General features: G+C 70.2%; 17 protein-coding genes, 1 tRNA gene, 1 other RNA gene and 1 pseudogene. 10 read left to right on the top strand and 10 right to left on the bottom strand.

Going from position 1 to position 18858, the window contains the following annotated elements; all coding sequences use genetic code 11:
* Window positions 1–82: 82 nt before the first annotated feature.
* A complete protein-coding gene (gene speD, locus EV148_RS02110; protein ID WP_131992740.1) occupies window positions 83–868 on the top strand; it encodes an adenosylmethionine decarboxylase in 786 nt (261 codons plus the stop codon).
* A 175-nt stretch (window positions 869–1043) separates the two neighbouring features.
* Here speD and coq7 read toward each other — a convergent pair whose 3' ends face one another.
* Together coq7 and EV148_RS02095 are read right to left on the bottom strand one after the other, a co-directional pair.
* A complete protein-coding gene (gene coq7 / locus EV148_RS02100; RefSeq protein WP_131992734.1) occupies window positions 1044–1688 on the bottom strand; it encodes a 2-polyprenyl-3-methyl-6-methoxy-1,4-benzoquinone monooxygenase in 645 nt (214 codons plus the stop codon).
* 46 nt (window positions 1689–1734) lie between these two features.
* Complete coding sequence (locus tag EV148_RS02095; protein WP_206750687.1) at window positions 1735–2967, bottom strand: (Fe-S)-binding protein; 1233 nt, start codon at window positions 2965–2967, stop codon at window positions 1735–1737.
* Window positions 2968–3099: 132 nt separating this feature from the next.
* On the opposite strand from EV148_RS02095, the gene rplM reads away from it, so the two are divergent.
* The 5 genes and pseudogenes from rplM (at window position 3100) to EV148_RS02075 (ending at window position 5353) form a co-directional block, all read left to right on the top strand.
* A complete protein-coding gene (gene rplM / locus EV148_RS02090; protein ID WP_131992728.1) occupies window positions 3100–3534 on the top strand; it encodes a 50S ribosomal protein L13 in 435 nt (144 codons plus the stop codon).
* 56 nt (window positions 3535–3590) lie between these two features.
* Window positions 3591–3983: a 30S ribosomal protein S9 gene (gene rpsI / locus EV148_RS02085; RefSeq protein WP_131992725.1), complete on the top strand. Its 393-nt coding sequence runs from the start codon at window positions 3591–3593 to the stop codon at window positions 3981–3983.
* Window positions 3984–4090: 107 nt separating this feature from the next.
* Window positions 4091–4164, top strand: a tRNA-Gln gene (locus tag EV148_RS02080).
* Window positions 4165–4177: 13 nt separating this feature from the next.
* Window positions 4178–4426, top strand: a pseudogene (locus EV148_RS19120) (DUF6538 domain-containing protein); the annotation flags it as partial.
* A 21-nt stretch (window positions 4427–4447) separates the two neighbouring features.
* A complete protein-coding gene (locus EV148_RS02075) occupies window positions 4448–5353 on the top strand; it encodes an SEL1-like repeat protein (protein ID WP_131992722.1) in 906 nt (301 codons plus the stop codon).
* Window positions 5354–5484: 131 nt separating this feature from the next.
* Here EV148_RS02075 and EV148_RS02070 read toward each other — a convergent pair whose 3' ends face one another.
* The 8 genes from EV148_RS02070 to EV148_RS02035 all read right to left on the bottom strand — a co-directional run bounded on the left by EV148_RS02070 (window position 5485) and on the right by EV148_RS02035 (window position 14674).
* On the bottom strand, window positions 5485–7017 hold the full coding sequence (locus tag EV148_RS02070; protein WP_131992719.1) for a choice-of-anchor Q domain-containing protein: 1533 nt from the start codon (window positions 7015–7017) through the stop codon (window positions 5485–5487).
* A gap of 76 nt (window positions 7018–7093) precedes the next feature.
* On the bottom strand, window positions 7094–7738 hold the full coding sequence (gene rpiA / locus EV148_RS02065) for a ribose-5-phosphate isomerase RpiA (RefSeq protein ID WP_131992716.1): 645 nt from the start codon (window positions 7736–7738) through the stop codon (window positions 7094–7096).
* A 113-nt stretch (window positions 7739–7851) separates the two neighbouring features.
* Window positions 7852–8304 (bottom strand): EVE domain-containing protein, encoded by a 453-nt coding sequence (locus EV148_RS02060; RefSeq protein ID WP_131992713.1) that lies wholly within the window; start codon window positions 8302–8304, stop codon window positions 7852–7854.
* A 71-nt stretch (window positions 8305–8375) separates the two neighbouring features.
* On the bottom strand, window positions 8376–8996 hold the full coding sequence (locus tag EV148_RS02055) for a 5-formyltetrahydrofolate cyclo-ligase (protein ID WP_131992710.1): 621 nt from the start codon (window positions 8994–8996) through the stop codon (window positions 8376–8378).
* A 288-nt stretch (window positions 8997–9284) separates the two neighbouring features.
* A non-coding RNA gene (gene ssrS / locus EV148_RS02050) (6S RNA) lies at window positions 9285–9472 on the bottom strand.
* An 8-nt stretch (window positions 9473–9480) separates the two neighbouring features.
* On the bottom strand, window positions 9481–9786 hold the full coding sequence (locus EV148_RS02045; RefSeq protein WP_131992707.1) for a cell division protein ZapA: 306 nt from the start codon (window positions 9784–9786) through the stop codon (window positions 9481–9483).
* The gene (locus EV148_RS02040) at window positions 9783–10001 is read right to left on the bottom strand and encodes a TIGR02449 family protein (RefSeq protein WP_131992704.1); all 219 of its coding nucleotides are present in this window, start codon (window positions 9999–10001) and stop codon (window positions 9783–9785) included. The genes EV148_RS02045 and EV148_RS02040 overlap by 4 nt, the downstream gene beginning before the upstream one ends.
* An 86-nt stretch (window positions 10002–10087) precedes the next feature.
* Window positions 10088–14674, bottom strand: coding sequence for an EAL domain-containing protein (locus EV148_RS02035; protein ID WP_158287273.1), 4587 nt, complete (start codon window positions 14672–14674; stop codon window positions 10088–10090).
* Window positions 14675–14808: 134 nt separating this feature from the next.
* Here EV148_RS02035 and EV148_RS02030 point away from each other — a divergent pair, with 134 nt between their 5' ends.
* The 4 genes from EV148_RS02030 (at window position 14809) to EV148_RS02015 (ending at window position 18852) form a co-directional block, all read left to right on the top strand.
* The gene (locus EV148_RS02030; RefSeq protein ID WP_158287272.1) at window positions 14809–15357 is read left to right on the top strand and encodes a UPF0149 family protein; all 549 of its coding nucleotides are present in this window, start codon (window positions 14809–14811) and stop codon (window positions 15355–15357) included.
* A gap of 81 nt (window positions 15358–15438) precedes the next feature.
* Window positions 15439–16752, top strand: a complete 1314-nt coding sequence (pepP, locus tag EV148_RS02025; RefSeq protein ID WP_131992695.1) for a Xaa-Pro aminopeptidase — start codon at window positions 15439–15441, stop codon at window positions 16750–16752.
* Window positions 16753–16874: 122 nt separating this feature from the next.
* On the top strand, window positions 16875–18293 hold the full coding sequence (locus tag EV148_RS02020) for an AcvB/VirJ family lysyl-phosphatidylglycerol hydrolase (protein ID WP_158287271.1): 1419 nt from the start codon (window positions 16875–16877) through the stop codon (window positions 18291–18293).
* A 97-nt stretch (window positions 18294–18390) separates the two neighbouring features.
* A complete protein-coding gene (locus EV148_RS02015) occupies window positions 18391–18852 on the top strand; it encodes a hypothetical protein (protein WP_131992689.1) in 462 nt (153 codons plus the stop codon).
* Window positions 18853–18858: the final 6 nt, after the last annotated feature.

Genomic DNA, 18858 nt, shown 5'->3' with positions numbered 1-18858 from the left:
CCCATAATCCGCCCCCTTGGCGGGGCTCCGCGGAACTCCGCGGCGGCCCCTTCGCTCGTTCCCGCTTCCGAGGTAGTACGCCGTGGTCAAACCGATCCCGCGCCTGCAGCTGCAGGGTTTCAACAACCTGACCAAGGCGCTCAGCTTCAACATCTACGACATCTGCTACGCGGTGTCGGAGGACCAGCGCCAGCGCTACATCGAGTACATCGACGAGCAGTACGACTCGGACCGCCTCACGCAGATCCTCACCGACGTCGCCGAGATCATCGGCGCGAACATCCTCAACATCGCGCGCCAGGACTACGACCCGCAGGGCGCGTCGGTGACGATCCTGATTTCCGAGCACCCGGTCGTCGACAAGCTCGGCAAGGACGTCATCTCCGACGCAGTGGTCGCGCACCTGGACAAGAGCCACATCACGGTGCACACCTACCCGGAGACGCACCCGCACAACGGCATCGCGACGTTCCGCGCCGACATCGACGTCGCCACCTGCGGCGTCATCTCGCCGCTGCGCGCGTTGAACTACCTCATCGACAGCTTCGAGTCCGACATCGTCACGATGGACTACCGCGTGCGCGGCTTCACGCGCGACGTGAAGGGCCGCAAGCACTACATCGACCACAAGATCAACTCGATCCAGGACTACCTGGCCAAGCACATCCGCCAGAAGTACGAGATGTTCGACGTCAACGTCTACCAGGAAAACATCTTCCACACGAAGATGCACGTGAAGGACTTCGACCTCGACACCTACCTGTTCGAGGCGAACGCCGACGACCTCTCGTTCAAGGACCGCCAGCGCATCGAGCAGCTGCTCAAGCGCGAGATCGAGGAGCTGTTCCACGGGCGCAATTTGATGTGATGGGAATGGGGAATAGGGAATAGGGAATAGGGAATGGTGAAAGCGGCTTGCACCAAGCCGCTTGGGCTTTGCAAGGAATGAGGCACGGCGGCGGGAATGGTGGCTTCTGACCATTCCCCATTCCCCATTCCCCATTCCCCATTCCCCATTCCCCATTCCCCATTCCCCATTCCCCCTACAACCGATACGCCACCGCCTTCATCACCCGCGAGGCGAACCGCATCAGCGAAGGGATCGGCGCGGGCAAGGCGATCGCGCCCGCGGCAAGCGCGTGGTCGGCGTGGCGCGCTTCATCGTCCTTCATGCGTGCGACGATCGCGCGGCTGCGCGCGTCGCCGTCGGGGAGGATCTCGAGGTGTTCGCCGAGGTGCGCTTCGACCTGGCGCTCGGTCTCGACGACGAAGCCGAGGCTGACCCGGTCACCGACGAGGCCTGCGCCTGCGCCGATGGCCCATGCGCCGGCATACCAGAGCGGATTGAGCAGGCTCGGCCGGCTGCCGAGTTCCTCGAGGCGTTCGCCGCACCAGGCGAGGTGATCGGTTTCTTCGGCGGCGGCGGCGAGCATCTGCCGGCGCAGCGGCGCTTCGCGCGCGACCGCGGCCTGGCCGAAGTAGAGCGCCTGCGCGCAGACCTCGCCGACATGGTTCACGCGCATGAGCCCCGCCGCATGGCGGCGCGCGCGCGCGTCGAGCGCGGGGTCGGCGATGTCGCCTGCGGGTGACGGCTGCGATGCGGCCGGTTTGGCGACGGTGACGGTTTCGAGCGCGCGACCGACCTCGACGAGCAGGCGGTCCAGCGGCGAGAGCGAGCGTTCGATCATGGCGCCATTGTCCGCAGAAGCGCACCGCCCTGCCATCGTCGCGACACTACGTACCGGCGTCCGTCTCGAGCTGCATCGCGAGCAGCGTGAGTGGGTGGTGCACCGGCAGCGCCGACGTGCGCGCCGCGAGTCCGTTGCCGAGATGGATGCGGCAGCCGATGTTCGTCGTCAACAACAGGTCGGGCGCGAGCGCGGCGGCCTGGTCGAGCTTTTCGGCCCGGAGCCGGTCGGCGAAGGCGGGATGCTCGATGAAATAGCTGCCGGCGGCGCCGCAGCAGCGCGGTTGGCCGGGCAGTTCCAGCACGGCGAGCTGCGGCACGCGCGCGAGCAGCGCGCGGATCGCCTCGAGCCCGCCGGCGACGTTGACCTGGGTGCACGGCAGGTGCAGCGCCGCGCGCCGCGCGAGCGGGCGGAAGCGCAGCGCGTCGAAGCCCGGGTCGGCCGCGAGGAAGGCATGGATGTCCGGCACGGCCAGCGTCGTGCCGGCGGCGACCTCGTCGCGAAGGTCGCCGTGGCAGCCGCTGCTGCAGCCGAGCACGACGTCGGGTCGCAGCGCGAGCAGTGCGTGGCGGGTCGCCGCGGCCTCATGGGCGGCCGCTTCGACGAAACCGCCGTGACGCGGCAACGCACCGCAGCAGTGTCGATCGAGCTCGACCACGCGATGCCCGGCCGCCTCGAGCAGGACGCGCGCGGCGGCGAGCGTGTCGGCCTCGTAGACGCTGCCGACGCAGCCGCGGACCAGCGCGATCGCGCGCCCCGTCGCGGGCGCCGCACGCCGTGGCGCGGCGAACCCGGGCACGCGCGGAGCCGCGGGCACCGTTTCGACGAGCCGGCGCCCCCGTGACCCGCGTGGCAGCAGGCGCGCGACCCTGGGCAGCCAGCGGGCCACGCGCAGCGTCGCGCCGAGCCGGGCCAGCCGGCGCAGGAGGTGCGGCGAATGCAGCCAGCGCTGCAGGTGCCCGGGCGGCGTCGCGGCCACGAGCGCGGCGCGGGTCTGCACGAGCAGGTCCTCGTAGCGCACCTGCGAGGGGCAGACCTTCTGGCAGGACAGGCAGCCCAGGCAGTGGTCGAGGTGCGCGAGCGTCGCCGCACCTGGCGCCAGCCGCCCTTCCGCCAGCGCGCGGGCGAGCGCGATCCGCCCGCGCGGCGATTCGGCTTCGGTGCGTTCAAGGCGGTAGGTCGGGCAGTGCGGCAGGCACAGGCCGCACATCACGCACTGGTCGGCCAGCGCCGCCACGCCGGGGTCGGCGCGGGGGACGCCGGATGCAGGTACGGACATGCGTTCCATGCTATCATCGCCGGCTCGCACCGGATGGCGCGCCCGCTTGCGGGCCGGCTGCGCATCCGCTATTCTCCCGCGCCCTCATTTCCGACGGCCCGGTTTTATGGGCCCAGCCAGAGTCTTACCGATATGAAAACGATCAGCGCCAAGGCTGAAACCGTCAAACGCGACTGGTACGTGGTCGACGCCGCCGGCAAGACCCTCGGCCGCCTGTGCACGGAGCTTGCGCATCGCCTGCGCGGCAAGCACAAGACGATCTACACCCCGCACGTGGATACCGGCGACTACCTCGTCGTGATCAACGCGGAGAAGGTCGCCGTGACCGGCAACAAGATGGAAGACAAGAACTACCATCGCTTCACCGGCCACATCGGCAACCTCAAGACGACGTCGCTGAAGGACATGCTCGCGCGTCATCCGGAGCGCGTGATCGAGATCGGCGTCAAGGGCATGCTGCCGAAGAACCCGCTCGGCCGCGCGATGTACCGCAAGCTCAAGGTCTATGCCGGCCCGAACCACCCGCACACCGCGCAGCAGCCGCAGGTGCTCGAGGTCAAGGCCTGAAATCCGAGCCCGCGCCTCCCGGCGCGGACTAATCCACGAAGCTGAAGAACAGACACATGGCGATCCAGCAGAACTACGGCACCGGCCGTCGCAAGTCCTCCGCAGCGCGCGTGTTCCTGCGCAAGGGCAGCGGCGCGATCACGGTCAACGGCAAGGCCCTCGACGACTTCTTCGGTCGCGAGACCTCGCGCATGATCGTGCGCCAGCCGCTCGAGCTGACCCAGAACCAGGACAAGTTCGATGTGCTCGTCACGGTCGAAGGCGGCGGCATGACCGGCCAGGCCGGCGCGATCCGCCTCGGCATCGCGCGTGCCCTGGTCGAGTACGACGAGACGCTGAAGTCGCCGCTGCGCAAGGCCGGGTTCATGACCCGCGACGCGCGCGAAGTCGAGCGCAAGAAGGTCGGCCTGCACAAGGCCCGCCGCGCGACGCAGTACTCAAAGCGCTGATCGATCGTTCCGCTGCCGTCGACGGCGGCAGCGGCGGGCCCTCGGGCCCGGGGATGGGAGCCGGCTCAGACGGCATCGCCGCGGCTCCCGCGAAGTCCCGCCCTCATTGGGGGATCGTCTAACGGTAGGACAACGGACTCTGACTCCGTTTATCTAGGTTCGAATCCTAGTCCCCCAGCCACTCGTCTAAGCCCCTGTCTCGACAGGGGCTTTTTCGTTTCTGGCCCTCGTGCGCTTGGTCACCGGCTTGGACACAAGCCAAATGCATCCCGCACTATCTGGTCCGAACTCGATCGGGCACCTACCACTTCCGACTCAAGATCCCTGCGGCGCTCCAAGCAGCACTGGGCGTGCGCGTCGTCAAACGGAGCCTGGCGACTCGGGATGCGCGGGAGGCCGCTCTGCGTGCGTGGAGCCTGGCTGCGCGTTACGCTGCCGCCATCGCGCGCGTCAGGGAGGACGGTATGCCCAAGCCCCCATCCATCGACGATTTGGTGAGGCAGGCGGACCTAGGCGGCCTTCGCCCCTTCGAGCTGGAGCTCGACCCCGCGACCCGAATGCCGACCCGCATCAAGACCGACGGCACAGCCGAGGACAACGCGGCTGCCTTGGCAGCGATGAAGGTGGTCTTCGCCAGCCCCCTGCCCGAACGTGCCGCGCCCTCGCCGCCAACACCACCGAAGCGCGTGAGCATACGTCTCGGCGAACCGGGGGCTTTTTTCGTCGCCCTTTCCATGATCCTCCTTTGCGCGGCGCTCCCCGCGCTTGCACAGACGCTCGGCGACCTCGGCCGGGGCGGCCACCTGCACGAAGAAGAATCGCGTTTCCTGCCGGGCATGTACCACTACCGGAAGGCGTGCGAGCTGTTTGCGAGAGGCGACGCCGCGGCTGCGATCGGGCAATGGACGGTCGCCGCCGGTTGGGCGGTGAAGGAGGCGCAGTACGACCTCGGCATCGTCTACTTCAAGGGCGAGGGTGTCGCGACGGACCGGCCGCTCGGGCTCGCATGGCTCGCGCTCGCCGCCGAGCGCAAGGACCGTGCGTTCTCGAAATCACTGGCTGCGGCCTGGGCCGGGACGTCGAGTGCCGAACACGCGCGGGCGAACGAACTCTTTCGCGACCTCGTTGCGCGATACGGCGACGACGCCACGCTCGCCAAAGCGATCGCGCATTTCGATCACGAGCTTGCGCAGATCACCGGATCGCGCGTCGGGATGCCTGGCCATGTAAACGTCTGGACGCCCGAACACGGCAACCTGGACGCCGCCGTGTACCGCAGGCAATTGCAGGAACGCTCCCGGCAGAACTTCGGTTCGGTGCCGGAGGGGCGCGTAAGCATCGGGGAGATCCAGGTCCCCGCGGCGAAGTGAGCGCGCTCGCCGCGCTGGGCGACACACAAAAAGGCCCCCGCATCGCAGCGAGGGCCGGGTCCAAGACAGACAACTCCGACGCCGGGAGTGTTGCGGCGTCGCTTACCAAATACGGCTGGCGCGGCGCGTTTTCAACGGTGGCGGGGCGGGCGTTCAGCCACGGTCGGGCGCGTGCGCGTGCGCAGGCAGGCGAGGCCGGCGCCGCCGAGCAGGGCCGCGAGCAACATCGCCACGCGCGCGGAGAGGCCGGGGACGGCGGTCGGCTCGAGCACGGGCGCGCCCTGTTCGAACGCGCCGATGTCGGGGGCGGCGCCGTACGCGCGCGAGAAGGCCGCGCCACGTTGGTCGAATGCGAGGCCATCCACGTTGCTGCCGGCGTCCAGCGCCGGGCTGCCCGGGGCGAGCGCATGCGTACGCGTCGGGCCGCCATTCGAACGCAGCGGGCCGAGCAGCGGGTCGTCGCCGAGCGTGTCGGCGGGCAGTGCGAGCGAGCCGTCGCCGGGGCCGATGAGGTCGTGGTGGCCGGCGATCGTGAGCGACGTGCGTCCCTGCAGGTTCGGCGACCCGGTCGGGTCTGCCGTGTTGCCGTAGACGATGGTGCTGTAAAGCGCGCTGCCGTCGGCCTCCACCCACGCGCCGCCACCCGCGCTCGCGCGGTTCGCGGTGATCGTACTGCTCACGGCGCGCACGGTGGACGGCCAGCGCATGAACAGCCCGCCGCCCGCGCCATCCGCGGCGACGTTGCCTGAAACCGTGCTGTTCGACAGAAGCAGGGGATTGAACGTGGCGATGCCGCCGCCGCGGCCCTCGCTGTAGTTCGAATCGATCGTCGAGTCGCGGATGTTGCCGCCGACGATCGTGACGATGCCGCCGCCGATGTCGTAGCTCGTGCGGCCATCGCGTACTTCGTGCACGGCGCGGTTGCCGCTGACCGTGCTCGCGGTGAGGTCGAGGTTGTAGGTGAAGATCGCGCCGCCGAACGCGGCGGTGCCCGCATCCTCGTGCACGCCCTTGGCGACGCTGCCGGAAACGATGCTGTGGTCGAGCGTCACCGCGTAGGCGTAAAGGGCGCCGCCGTACGAGCCTTCGCCCCCTGCGTAGCAGCTGCGCACGCTCGTGTCGTCGAGATACAGGAACGCGGCGGATGCGATACAACCGCCGCCGGAGACGTGGAAACCGGTCGCGCGGTCGCGGCCGTTCTCGATCGTCAGCCGCTTGACCGTCAGCGCCCCGTTCGCCGGGTGGATCAGCACGCGGTCGAGGTGGTTGCCGTCGAGCGAGAGATGATAGCGGGACGGGCCGGTCAGGGTGAGGCTGTCGACGTCGACTTCGATCGCGCCGGTGGTCAGCGTGATGCGCGAGCACGTGAGCTGGCTCAGGTCGATCTCGTCGTTGTCGTTCGCGGCCGCGACGGCGGCACGGAGGCTGCCGGGGCCGTCGTCGGCACAGTTCGTCACGGTCAGCACGTCGGCGGGCGCGGACGGCCGGCCCGGGCGCGCGCGCTCCGCGGCGAAGGCCGGGAATATGCGCCGCGCGGGATCAGTGCGCAGCTGCGGTGCCGTGGCCGCCTGCGTCGCGAGCCCGTCGGTCGCGGCGACGCAGGTGCTGGCCGCGAGGGCCGTCGCGAGCAGGCGGCGCGGCAGGCGGTGCGGACACGGGGTCATGCGGTGTTCTCCCAGACGCCGGCCTGAGCAGCCGGTCCCCCGATGGGAGCATGGCCGCGGCGGGACGGTCAACGCTTCAGCGCATCTCCTCGGCACCCACGAGCACCACGTCGGCGCGTCGCTGCGCGAACAGGCCGACCGTGACGACGCCGGCGATCTGGTTGAGCTCGCGTTCGAGCTCGACCGGCGCGGTGATGCGCAGGCCGTGCACGTCGAGGATCCAGTTGCCGTTGTCGGTGACGACGCCATCGCGCCAGACCGGCTGGCCACCGCGCCGGACGATCTCGCGCGCGACGTAGCTGCGCGCCATCGGGATCACCTCGACCGGCAACGGGAACCGGCCGAGCACGTCGACGCGCTTGGCCGGATCGATGATGCAGACGAAGCGGCGCGCGGCCGCGGCGACGATCTTCTCGCGCGTGAGCGCGGCGCCGCCGCCCTTGATCAGGCACTTCTGGCCGTCGCACTCGTCGGCCCCGTCGACATAGAGCGGGATGTCGCCGACCGCATTGAGATCGAGCAGCGGGATGCCGCGCTCCTTCAGCAGGCGCGAGGATTGCTCCGAGCTCGACACCGCCCCTTCGATGTCCGCGCGCCGCTCGGCCAGCGCGTCGATGAAATGCGCCACGGTCGAGCCGGTGCCCACGCCGACGATCATGCCGTCCTCGACGTAGCGCATCGCGGCGCGCCCGGCGAGGCGCTTCTGGTCGTCCTGGCTCATCGCGTGCTCCGCTGGCTGGTTCGAGGTCGCGCATGGTACGCGTTTCGCGGGTGCGGCTCACTGCCGGCGACGGTACGCGCCCGCCGCGGCTCCGCGCCGGCGGGCGTCCTCCGTCACTCCAGCGCGAGGATCACGTCCCATTGCGCCTTCGTCACCGGCAGCACCGACAGGCGGTTGCCTCGCTTGAGCAGCGCGAAGTCGTCGAGGCGCGGCTGCTCCTTGAGCTCGGCGAGCGTGATCGTGCGCTTCAGCTTGCGCTTGAATGCGACGTCGACGAGCATCCAGCGCGGCTCCTCGCGCGTGCTCTTTTCGTCGTAGTACTCGCTCTTGCGGTCGAATTGGGTCGGATCCGGGTACGCCGCACTCGCGACCTCGGCGAGGCCGGCGACGCCGGGCACCTCGCAGCTCGAGTGGTAGAACAGCACGCCGTCGCCCTCGCTCATCCCATCGCGCATGAAGTTGCGCGCCTGGTAGTTGCGCACGCCCGTCCACGGCTCCTTGCATACGCGCGCGAGGTCGTCGATCGAGAACACGTCGGGTTCGGATTTCATGAGCCAGTAGCGCATCGCGGCGGGCCGTCGGCATGGAAAGCCGCGAGCGTAGCGGGTTTTCGCGCGAGCGTCCGCCGCGCGCCGCGTCAGACGCCCTCGACCGGCGCGGTGAAGTCGAGCAGCTCGCGTTCGGTCGCGACGTAGTCGAGCCGCACGTCCCAGGGCTGCGCGTCGAGCGCGTCGATCTCCTGCATCGCGTATCCGACGCCGACGAGGACCGGCTTGCCGACATCGGTGCGGCCGGCGAGAAAGCCGAAGCTGCGGTCGTACCAGCCGCCGCCGAAGCCGAGCCGGTGGCCGTTGCGGTCGAAGCCGAGCAGCGGCACGAGGACGACGTCGATGTCGGTCGGCGCGAGCAGGTCGGCCGGCTCGCACACGGGCTCCGGGATGCCGAAGCGATTGGTTTCGAGCGCGGCGCCCGGCCGCCACGGCGCGAAGCGCAGCAGGCGGTCCGCGCCGATGACGGGCAGGCAGTACTGCTGGTCACGCGCACGCAGTCCACCCATCAGCGCGGCGAGCGGCAACTCGCCGTCGACGGCCCAATAGCCGCCGATGCGCCGATCGGTCATGAACTCCGGCACCTGTTCGAGCTGCGCGACCACCGCCTGCGCCGCCGCGATCCGCTCCGCCGCCGGCACTGCCGCACGCCGCTCGCGAAGCGCCTTCCTGAGCGCCGCGCGGTCGAGGGGCGTGGAGGAATCAGTCATGTCGCCGGGTCTCCTGAAGCTGCATGATGTGGCGGCCGGCAACGCAATGAAGCGAGTTCGGATGCCCGCTTTCGCGGGCATGACGTCCGAAGGGCTTGCAAGGTCGCCGCTGCGGCGTGACCGGTCGTGCGCGCGGCCACATGCGAGACGCGTGCATCAATCTGCGCGCATCGATCCGCAAAGGGGCCTTGCCTGAAAAGTGCGGCCATGGATGGCCGCTCTGGACGCGACGCCGATTCGCCCGCGCGGCCACGCATCGAGCCGCGTCAGGGACGAAAGCAAAAGAAGATGTCCTCCACCATGTGCCGGTGCGCATCGAACGACCTTGATCCCTGGGATCAGGTGGGAGGGCTGACGGAACCATAAGGCTTTCCGCTCGTGGCGGACCTGCACACAGGTTTTCGCTGGCCGTCCCGGGGTCGTCTATAGGAACAAGGCAATATGTAAGAGTGCGCTGCCGGACACTGCAGAGGACACCTGGTGCCTATTGTAGTGAGGCCGGCAACAGGCGTTCAAGCTTCAGGTTGATCGCTTGCAGTTTCTCTGCCAGCTGGGTCGACTCGCGCGAGCCGCGGGCGCGTTCGTCCAGCAGCTCGTGGCAGATGTTCAGCGCGGCGAGGATCGCGATGCGGTCGAGTCCGGCGGTACGCGCGCCGTTGCGCATCTCGCGCATCTTCTCGTCGAGGTAGCGCGCCGCTGCGAGCAGGCCGGCGCGCTCGTCCGGCGTGCAGGCGACGTGGAATTCGCGGTCGAGGATGTGGACGGTGACAGGTTCGCCGGAGCCATTCATGCCTGGTTCTGCTCCAGCGACTTGAGTCGCATGATCATCGCCTCGACGCGCGAGCGCGCCTGCTCGTTGCGTGCGATCAGTTGCGCGCGCTCGTTGGCGAGCTGCTCCTGGCTGTTGCGCAGGCTGCGGTTCTCTTCCTGCAGCGAACGACACAGGTCGAGCAGACGGTCGACCCGTTCGCTGATCGCCAGCAGGCTTTGTTCGAGCGCGGACATGCGACCGAATATAGCGGGAATCCGTGGCAGGGAACAGCGAGCCGGTGCGCGGCTTTGCGGCCCGGCAAGCCGGCCCGGCGAGCCCCTCAACCACGCTCGCCGAGGGCGGTCCGGCGGCGCTGGGCGCGTTCGCGCAGGAACGCCAGGCACTGGTCGGCCGGCAGCGGGTAGGACAGCCAGTGGCCCTGCACCTCGTCGCAGTCCTGCTCGCGCAGGTAGTCGACCTGTTCGACCCGTTCGACGCCCTCGGCGACGACGTTGAGGCCGAGCGAATGGGCCATCGCGATGACCGTCGCGGTGATCGCTTCGTCGTCCGGGTCGGTCGTGATGTCGCCGACGAATTCCTTGTCGATCTTCAGGGCGTCGATCGGCAGGCGCTTGAGGTAGCTCAACGAGGAGTAGCCGGTGCCGAAGTCGTCGATGGCGAGGTTGACGCCGATCGCCTTGAGCCGGCGCAGGGTCGTGATCGACTGCTCCGCATTGGCCATGACCATGCTCTCGGTGAGTTCCAGCTCGAGCTGGTTGGGCGCGATGTCGTGCTCGGCGAGCACGTCGCACAGGCGCCGGATCAGGTCGCCGCGCAGCAGCTGCGCGACCGAGATATTGATCGACATCGTGATGTCGTGCAGCCCCGCGTCGCGCCATTGCGCGAGCTGCGCGCAGGCGTGCTCGACCACCCAGTCGCCGATCTCGATGATCATGCCGGTTTCCTCGGCGATCGGGATGAACACGCCGGGCGAGACGTCGCCGAGGTCGCCGCTGCGCCAGCGCAACAGCGCTTCGACGCCGGTGATGCGGTCGTCGAGCAGGGACAGCTTGGGCTGGTAGTGCAGGGTCAGCTCGTTGCGTTCGAGCGCCTTGCGCAGCGCGGCGACCGTGGTCGCGCGCAGGCGCGCGGCGGCATCCATCGCCTCGGTGTAGACCATCCACGTCTTGCGGCCGTGTTCCTTGGCCTGGTACATCGCGGTGTCGGCGAACTTGAGCAGGTCGCTCGCGGCCTGGCCGTGGTCGGGGTGCAGGCTGATGCCGATCGACGGCGAGATCACCACTTCCTGGCCGTTGTCGAGTTCGAGCGGCTGCTCGAACGCGGCGATGATCTTGGCCGCGACGTGCTCGGCCTCGGTGCTGCTGCCGATGTCCTCGATCACCACCGTGAATTCGTCGCCGCCGACGCGCGCGACCGAATCGCCCTCGCGCACGACGTGGCGCAGGCGCGCGCCGGCGGCCTTGAGCATGCTGTCGCCGGCGGCGTGGCCCATCGAGTCGTTGACGTGCTTGAAGCGGTCGAGATCGAGGAACAACACCGCGACCTTGCGCCCGTTGCGGCGCGCGCGCGCGATCGCGTGGGCGATGCGCTCGCTCAGCAGGGTGCGGTTCGGCAGGCCGGTCAGCGCGTCGTAGTTGGCGAGGTAGCGCAGTTCCTGTTCCGCGCGCTTGCGGTCGGTGATGTCGGACGTGACGCTGACGAAGTGCGTGCGCTTGCCGTTGGCGTCGCAGATCTCGGAAATCTCGACCCAGCTGAGGAATTCCTCGCCGGTCTTGCGCCGCTGCCACAACTCGCCGCGCCAGTGGCCGTCGCGGTTGAGCACCTCGCGCAGCTCCAGGTACTGCTCGACCGGATGGCGGGCGCAGTTGAGGATCGCCGCGGAGCGCCCGGCGATCTCCTCGACGCGCCAGCCGGTGATGCGCGTGAACGCGGGGTTGATCGTCACGAAGCGGAACTCGAGGTCGGTCACCGCGACCGCCTCGCCCATGCTGCGGATCACCTCGTGCGCGACACGGCGCTCGTGCTCCGCGGCGCGTTCGGCGGTCACGTCGCGCGCGGTGCCGCACATGCGCAGCGGCTGGCCGTCGCTGTCGCGTTCGACGATCTTGCCGCGGGTGAGCGACCACGCCCAGGTACCGTCGCGGTTGCGCACGCGGTGTTCGGATTCGAACGTGTCGGTGACGCGGTTGATGTGCTGGTCGAGGCGCCGCTCGAGCGCGGGCAGGTCGTCGGGATGGGTGTGCTCGCGGAACCACTCGCGCGTGAGCGCGATCGGCTGGCGCGAGACGCCGTCGAACAGGTCGCCGGAGCCGGTCACGACGATCGTGCCGTTGGCCATGTTCCAGTCCCAGAAGTCGTCGCCCGAGCCCCACAGCGCCAGGCGCAGGCGGTCCTCGCGCTCGCGCAGGTCGCGGTGATGCGAGCGCTCCTCGCGACGCCGCTGGCGCTGCGCACGCCAGATCACGAACGCGACGATCGCCGCGCTGACCAGGTACAGCGTGCGTGCGGCGAGGCTGTCCCACCATGGCGGCGTCACGCGCAGCTCGGCGCGCGCGACGCGATCGCTCCAGTAGCCGTCGCGGTTGCTCGCGCGCACCTTGAACGTGTAGCGACCGGGGTCGAGGTTGGTGTAGGTCGCGTCATGGCGCGTGCCGGCGTCGACCCAGTGCTCGTCGAACCCCTCGAGTTGGTAGGCGAAGCGGTTGCGTTCGGGCGCGGCGAAATCCAGCGCGGCGAACTCGAAGCGCACGACGCGTTCGGCGGCGGCCATCGTCAGCACGCCACCCTCGCTCTGCGCCGGCGTGCCCTGCGAGCCGACGCGCACCGCGGTGAACACGACCGGCGCCGCGTAGCGGCTGCCGACGATCGTCTGCGGGGCGAACAGGTTGAGGCCGTTGACGCCACCGAATGCGATCTGGCCGTCGGCGAGCGTCGCGGCGGCGCCGCCGTTGAACTCCATGCCTTGCAGGCCGTCGGCGAGCGTGAACGCGCGGAACGTGCCGCTCTGCGGGTCGAACGAGGCGATGCCGCGGTTCGTGCTCAGCCACAGGCGCGCGAGGCGGTCGTCGCGGATCGCGTAGACGGTCGCGCCGGGCAGGCCGTCGCGCGGCTGCCAGCGCGAGAAGCGAGCGCGGTGGGCGTCGAGCGCGTCGAGCCGGTTGAGGCCGGCCTGCGTGCCGACCCACAGGTGGCCGTCGGCGCTTTCGTGCAACGAGCGGATCAGGTTCGCCGACAGCGAGTGCGGGTCGCGCGCGTCGCTGCGGAACACGCGCACGCTGCCTGACTGCGGATCGACGAGGTTGAGGCCGTTGATGTTGCCGGACCAGATGCGGCCCGCGCGGTCCTGGTACAGCGCGAGCACGCGATCGTCGCTGAGGCCGCCAACGATGCCGTCGCCCGCCGCGCGCTGGTAGCTCGTCCAGCGCTCCGTGCCGGGCTCGTAGCGCGCGATGCCCGCGCGCGTGGTGCCGAACCAGAGGCTGCCGTCGGCGGCCTGCAGCAGGCTGCGCACGTTGGCGTCGGCAAGGCCGTGCGCACCGGTCGGATCCTGCGGCAGGAACGTGATCGTGCGCCGCGCCGGGTCGAACAGGCCCGCGCCGTGGTCGGAAGCGATCCACAGGTGGCCGTGGTCGGCCTGCGCGAACGCATAGACGACGATGTCGCTGATGCGCAGGTCGCCCCGGATGCCGTGCAGGGTGACGTCGTCGTAGTACTCGAAGCGGTTGCCGTCGCGCAGGTAGCGCTTGAGGCCGTCCTTCGCACCGATCCACAGGCTGCCGGCCTCGTCCTCGAACACCGCGCGCACGTAGTTGGTCGCGGTGTGCGGCCGCTGCGGATCGCGGTCGGCGATGTAGTGGAACGGCGTGCCCTCCGGGTCCACCTTGCTGATGCCGCGCTCGTGGGTGCCGAGCCAGAGCAGGCCGGAGCGATCGAAGCGCATGCTGGTGACGACCGCATCCGGCAGGCTGCCGGGCGTGTTCGGGTCCGGGCGGAGCCACTGCGTGTCGCCGTGCACCGGGTCGAACAACGCGATGCCCGCGTTCTGCACGCCGAGCCATAGCCGGTGGCGCGCGTCTTCGACCATCGCGCTGATCAGGTGCTCGCCGCTGTCGGGCCAGATGCGTTGCGCCGTACCCTGCGCGTCGATCAGGTAGAGGCCGTCGCTGGTGCCGACCTGCAGGCGGCCGTCGAAGCGCGAGAGCAGGGCGCGTGCGTCGGCGATCGCATCCGCCGCGACGCGTCGCGGTGCGTCGTCGCCGTCGGCCAGGCGCAGCAGCCCGATCGAACTTGCCGTCCACAGCGTGCCCTTGTCGTCGACGTGGAACTGGCGGAACAGGACGCCGCGGTTGTCGCTCGAGGCGACCGGCCAGCGCCGCGTGGCGCGGCCCGTGCGCGGGTCGAGCAGGACGATGCCCTGGTCGCAACCGATCCAGAGGCCGTGGCGCGCATCGGCGAGCACGGTATGCACGTTGGCGACGTCGCCGAGGTCGGCGCGTTCGAAGGCGCTGGTGTGCGGTGCATGCCGCACGAGACCCGAACCCAGCGTGCCGATCCACAGCGTGCCGTCGCCGTCCTCGACCAGCGAGGAGATCGGTCCTTCCGGCAGGCTCGTCGGGTCGTCGCCCGAATGGGCGAACGTCGTGAACGCATAGCCGTCGTACTGCTGCAGGCCGCTGTCGGTGCCCACCCAGAGGAAGCCGTCGCGATCCTGCAGGAACGAGCTCACCGTATTCTGGGCGAGCCCCTGTTCGGTGCTGATGGTCTGGAAGTAGAAGTCGCGTCGCAGGGCATCGGTGCCCGCGTGCGCCGGTGCCGCGAACGCGCAGGCCAGCGCAACCAGCCCGCCGCACCAGCGGCGAAGCGGGCGCGATCGGACCGATGACGACGCGGGTCTCGGACGGCTCACGGGCATTGACGGAATCGGGGCTGAACGCAGTGTAGGCAAACACCGCCGCCGGTTCCATGCACGGGGCGCCCGGTGCCCGCCCATGCGGCGCGAGCCGGCCTGCTAGACTGCGACCTTGCCCGCGGAACGGACCGATGGCCGCACTTCCCAGTCATGAGGAACTCGCCGGCGTGCTCGCCACGCTGCGCCTCGGCGTGCATCCGAGTGACCTGCACGGCTCGCTGACGGGCTATCTCTGCGCGGGCGGCCTCGCCGGCGACGACGACTGGCTCGAGCGCCTCGAGCTCGCGCCGGGCGACGCGGATGCGGGGCAACACGCCGCGCTGCGCGCATTGCTCGCCGCGGCGCGCGCGCAGTTCGAACAGGACCCGGCACGCGTCATGCCGCTGCTGCCGGCCCGTGGCGCTCCGCTCGCGCGGCGTGCCGACGCGCTCGTCGAATGGTGCCGCGGCTTCCTCGGCGGCTTCGGCCTCGTCGGAACGACGCTGCGCGCGCACCTGTCCGACGACGCGACCGAGATCCTCGCCGACCTCGGCACGATCGCCGGCTCCCGGCTCGAGGTCGGCGGCGGCAAGGAGGACGAGCAGGCGTTCACCGACGTGCTCGACTTCGTGCGCACGGCGACCGCGGTGCTGCACCGCGAGACCAGCGCCGGCCGCCGCACGGCGCGCTCGCTGCACTGAGCCGGCCACGCGCCGGCGTTGGGTATCCCGCGCGAATCGCGGATACTACGCGCGACTTCGCAGCCCTCGCGCGCACCACCGATGATCGAACCCAGGGAATACGCGCGCCGGCGCAAGCAGCTGATGCGCATGGCCGGTCCCGACGCGATCGTGATCGTCGCCGCCGCGCCGGAGCGCGTGCGCAACAACGATGCGCACTATCCGTACCGCCAGGACAGCGATTTCCACTACCTGACCGGTTTCCCCGAGCCCGACGCCGTGCTCGCGCTCGTGCCGGGCCGCGAGCCGAGCGAGACGATCCTGTTCTGCCGCGAGCGCGATGCCGAACGCGAACGCTGGGATGGCCCGCGCGCGGGCACCGAGGGCGCGGTCGCGACCTGGGGCCTCGACGATGCGTTCCCGATCGACGACATCGACGACATCCTGCCCGGCCTCATCGAAGGCCGCACGCGCGTCTACTACCACTTCGGCCGCGACAGCGAGTTCGACCTGCGCATCATCGGCTGGGTCAACCGCGTGCGCGCGCAGGTGCGCCTCGGCGCGAAGCCGCCGCACGAGTTCGTCGCGCTGTCGCACCTGCTGCACGACCTGCGCCTGTACAAGTCGCGCGCGGAACTGCGCCTCATGCGCCGCTCCGCGCAGATCGCCGCGGAGGCGCACGTGCGCGCGATGCGCGCGACGCGGCCGGGCCTCAACGAGCACGAAGTCGAGGCCGAGCTGCTGCACGCGTTCCGCAAGCACGGCGCGGTGCCGAGCTACGAACCGATCGTCGGCGGCGGCGCCAACGCGTGCGTGCTGCACTACCGCGCGAACAACGCGGAGCTGCGCGACGGCGACCTGCTGCTCGTCGACGCCGGCGCCGAATTCGAATGCTATGCGTCGGACATCACGCGCACCTGGCCGGTCAACGGGCGCTTCTCGCCCGAGCAGCGCGCGCTGTACGACATCGTGCTCGCGGCCCAGCTCGATGCGATCGGGGAGGTGCGTGCCGGGCGCTCGTTCGACGCCTACCACGAGGCCGCGGTGCGCACGATCACGCGTGGCCTGTGCCGGCTCGGCCTGCTCGCCGGCAGCGTCGAGAAGAACCTGCGCGAACATGCCTATCGGCGCTTCTACATGCACAAGACCGGGCACTGGCTCGGCCTCGACGTGCACGACGTCGGCGACTACCGCATCGACGGCGAGTTCCGCGAGCTCGAACCGGGCATGGTCGTCACGGTCGAGCCGGGCCTCTACGTCGCACCCGACGCGAAGGGCGTGCCGGCGAGGTTCCGCGGCATCGGCATCCGCATCGAGGACGACGTCGTGGTGACCAACGGCGATCCGGAAGTGATCTCGGCCGGCGTGCCCAAGCATGCGGACGAGATCGAGGCACTGATGGCGGGTGGGCGATGAGCCTTGCGCAGATCGTGTTCGCATTGGCGGCTGCGGCGTCGGAGCTGGGGGCTGGGGGCCGAGGCCCGGCCAGTCCGCAATCCGGCGCGCCCGCACTGATCGGAACGGCGGCGCTCGCCCTGATGGCCGGCGCGACCGCGGACACCCGCGCTTCGCAGCCCTCCGCCCTCCGCCCTCAGCCCTCGACCGCCACGCGCGCTCCGCAGCCCCCGACCCTCGCCTACGGCCTGTTCGGCCCGCTGCACCTCAGCCGCCCCGCGCACGACATCGCCCACACCGTCCTGCTGTTCTCCGACCGTGAAGGCTGGACCGCGCGCCAGCAGACGCTCGGCGACGCGCTCGCGGGCGCGGGGGCGTTCGTCGTCGGCATCGACCTGCCGGCGTATCTCGCGCGCATGGAGGCGATCAAGGACACGTGCTCGTATCCGGCCGGCCATGTCGAGGAAGTCGCGCACTGGATCGAGCGCCACGAGGGCGTCGCCACCTACTCGGTGCCACTCGTCGTCGGCGACGGTGCCGGCGCGACGTTCGCCTATGCGCTCGCCGCGCAGGCGCCGGCCGGCACCTTCGAGGGCCTGCTCACGCTCGGCTGGGATGCGGCGCTGCGCTTCCCCAAGCCGTTCTGCGCCGGCGATGCCGGCGCGATGACGCAGGCGGACGCGCCCGGCGGCTGGCGCGTGCAGCCGGTGAAGCAGCTGCCGCTGCCGTGGTCGGCGCATCCGTTCGCGGCCGGAGCGCGCCTCGACACCGGCAGCGTGCCGCTCGCGTCGGCATGGCATTGGCTCGGCGCGGTCGCGCCGGCCCTCGCCGCCGGCGATCCGGCGCATGGGATTGCCGACGCATGGCGCCGCTGGCGGCGCGGCGCGGATACGCAGCGCACGACCCTGCCCGACGACGTCGCCGACCTGCCGCTCACCGAAATCGCGCCGACCGCGGGCGCGAAGGATCCGGCCAATGCGCACCGCATCGCGATCATCGTCACCGGCGACGGCGGCTGGGCCGGCCTCGATCGCGGCGTCGCCGATGCGCTCGCGGCCGAGGGCGCGCGCGTGATCGGTTTCTCGACGCTCAAGTTCTTCTGGCACAAGCAGACGCCCGATGCCGCCGCCGCGGCGATCGCGCGCGTGATCACCCATTACGGCGCGGCCGATGCCGACGCGCGGTTCGTGGTGATCGGCTATTCGTTCGGCGCGAGCCTCGTGCCGGTCATCGTCAACCGGCTACCTGCCGCGGCACGCGCGCGCGTGCAGGGTGGCGTCATGATCTCGCCCGACGACGCGGCGGTGTTCGAGATCCACGTCGGCGACTGGTTCGGTTCGACCCATCACGACGATGCGCTGCCGATCGGACCCGAACTCGCCCGGTCGCAGGTGCCGCTCGTGTGCGTGCACGGCGACGACGAGGACGACAGCCCCTGCCGCGGGCCGCTGCCGGCGGGAGTGCGCGCGGTCGGCTTGCCGGGTGGCCATCACTACGACGGCGACTACGCCGCGCTCGGCGCCGCGATCGTGGCGAACCTGCCGGGTGCGACAGCGCGTTGAGCCCACCCGCTGGAGCGGATCGACCGGCATCGTCTATGCTTTCGCGCGCCCGCGATCGACGCAACGGATCGACGCGGGCTGCTCGAGGGGGAGAGCCATGGGCCGGTGGCCTGGAAAACGCGTCGTCGTGGTGGTCGCGCTCGCCTGCGCGGCCGGCGGCGCGTGCGCGCAGACGCTCGACGAGGACGAAGCGCGCATCGAGCAACTGATGGCGGCGCGGCCGGTCGAGCCCCCGGTTGCCGCGCCCCCGCCCGCGCCGAAGCCGGCCTACGACGATTCCGTCAAGGAGACGCCGGTCGTGGCGGCCGTCGTCGCGCCGCCACCGGGCGCGAATGACGAATGGCTCGCCGCGCCGGCGCAGGACGACAGCATCCCCTTCGACGAACTGCGCTACCACGTCGGCGAGCGCGTGCTGGTCACGACGACCAACGAACGCGAGCACAACGGCATCATCACCTCGGCCGATGCGCGCGAGGTCACGATGGAGATCCGTCGCAAGGGCGGCCTGGCGACCTACGTGCTCAAGAAAGAGCAGATCCTGCGCATCGAGCCCCGCTGAGGACGC

Source organism: Dokdonella fugitiva (assembly GCF_004342425.1).
In the GTDB taxonomy this organism is placed as follows: domain Bacteria; phylum Pseudomonadota; class Gammaproteobacteria; order Xanthomonadales; family Rhodanobacteraceae; genus Dokdonella_A; species Dokdonella_A fugitiva.
Note: the sequence above shows the minus strand (reverse complement) of the source record. Positions and strands in the feature narration are given on the sequence as shown.

Coding starts and splice junctions, on each gene's coding strand:
- EV148_RS02030 (WP_158287272.1), top strand. CDS start 14,809: ATGGCCGCACTTCCCAGTCATGAGGAACTCGCCGGCGTGCTCGCCACG.
- EV148_RS02040 (WP_131992704.1), bottom strand. CDS start 10,001: ATGTCCGCGCTCGAACAAAGCCTGCTGGCGATCAGCGAACGGGTCGAC.
- rplM (WP_131992728.1), top strand. CDS start 3,100: ATGAAAACGATCAGCGCCAAGGCTGAAACCGTCAAACGCGACTGGTAC.
- coq7 (WP_131992734.1), bottom strand. CDS start 1,688: ATGATCGAACGCTCGCTCTCGCCGCTGGACCGCCTGCTCGTCGAGGTC.
- EV148_RS02075 (WP_131992722.1), top strand. CDS start 4,448: ATGCCCAAGCCCCCATCCATCGACGATTTGGTGAGGCAGGCGGACCTA.
- EV148_RS02015 (WP_131992689.1), top strand. CDS start 18,391: ATGGGCCGGTGGCCTGGAAAACGCGTCGTCGTGGTGGTCGCGCTCGCC.
- rpsI (WP_131992725.1), top strand. CDS start 3,591: ATGGCGATCCAGCAGAACTACGGCACCGGCCGTCGCAAGTCCTCCGCA.
- EV148_RS02060 (WP_131992713.1), bottom strand. CDS start 8,304: ATGCGCTACTGGCTCATGAAATCCGAACCCGACGTGTTCTCGATCGAC.
- EV148_RS02045 (WP_131992707.1), bottom strand. CDS start 9,786: ATGAATGGCTCCGGCGAACCTGTCACCGTCCACATCCTCGACCGCGAA.
- EV148_RS02070 (WP_131992719.1), bottom strand. CDS start 7,017: ATGACCCCGTGTCCGCACCGCCTGCCGCGCCGCCTGCTCGCGACGGCC.
- rpiA (WP_131992716.1), bottom strand. CDS start 7,738: ATGAGCCAGGACGACCAGAAGCGCCTCGCCGGGCGCGCCGCGATGCGC.
- EV148_RS02020 (WP_158287271.1), top strand. CDS start 16,875: ATGGCCGGCGCGACCGCGGACACCCGCGCTTCGCAGCCCTCCGCCCTC.
- pepP (WP_131992695.1), top strand. CDS start 15,439: ATGATCGAACCCAGGGAATACGCGCGCCGGCGCAAGCAGCTGATGCGC.
- EV148_RS02055 (WP_131992710.1), bottom strand. CDS start 8,996: ATGACTGATTCCTCCACGCCCCTCGACCGCGCGGCGCTCAGGAAGGCG.
- EV148_RS02095 (WP_206750687.1), bottom strand. CDS start 2,967: ATGTCCGTACCTGCATCCGGCGTCCCCCGCGCCGACCCCGGCGTGGCG.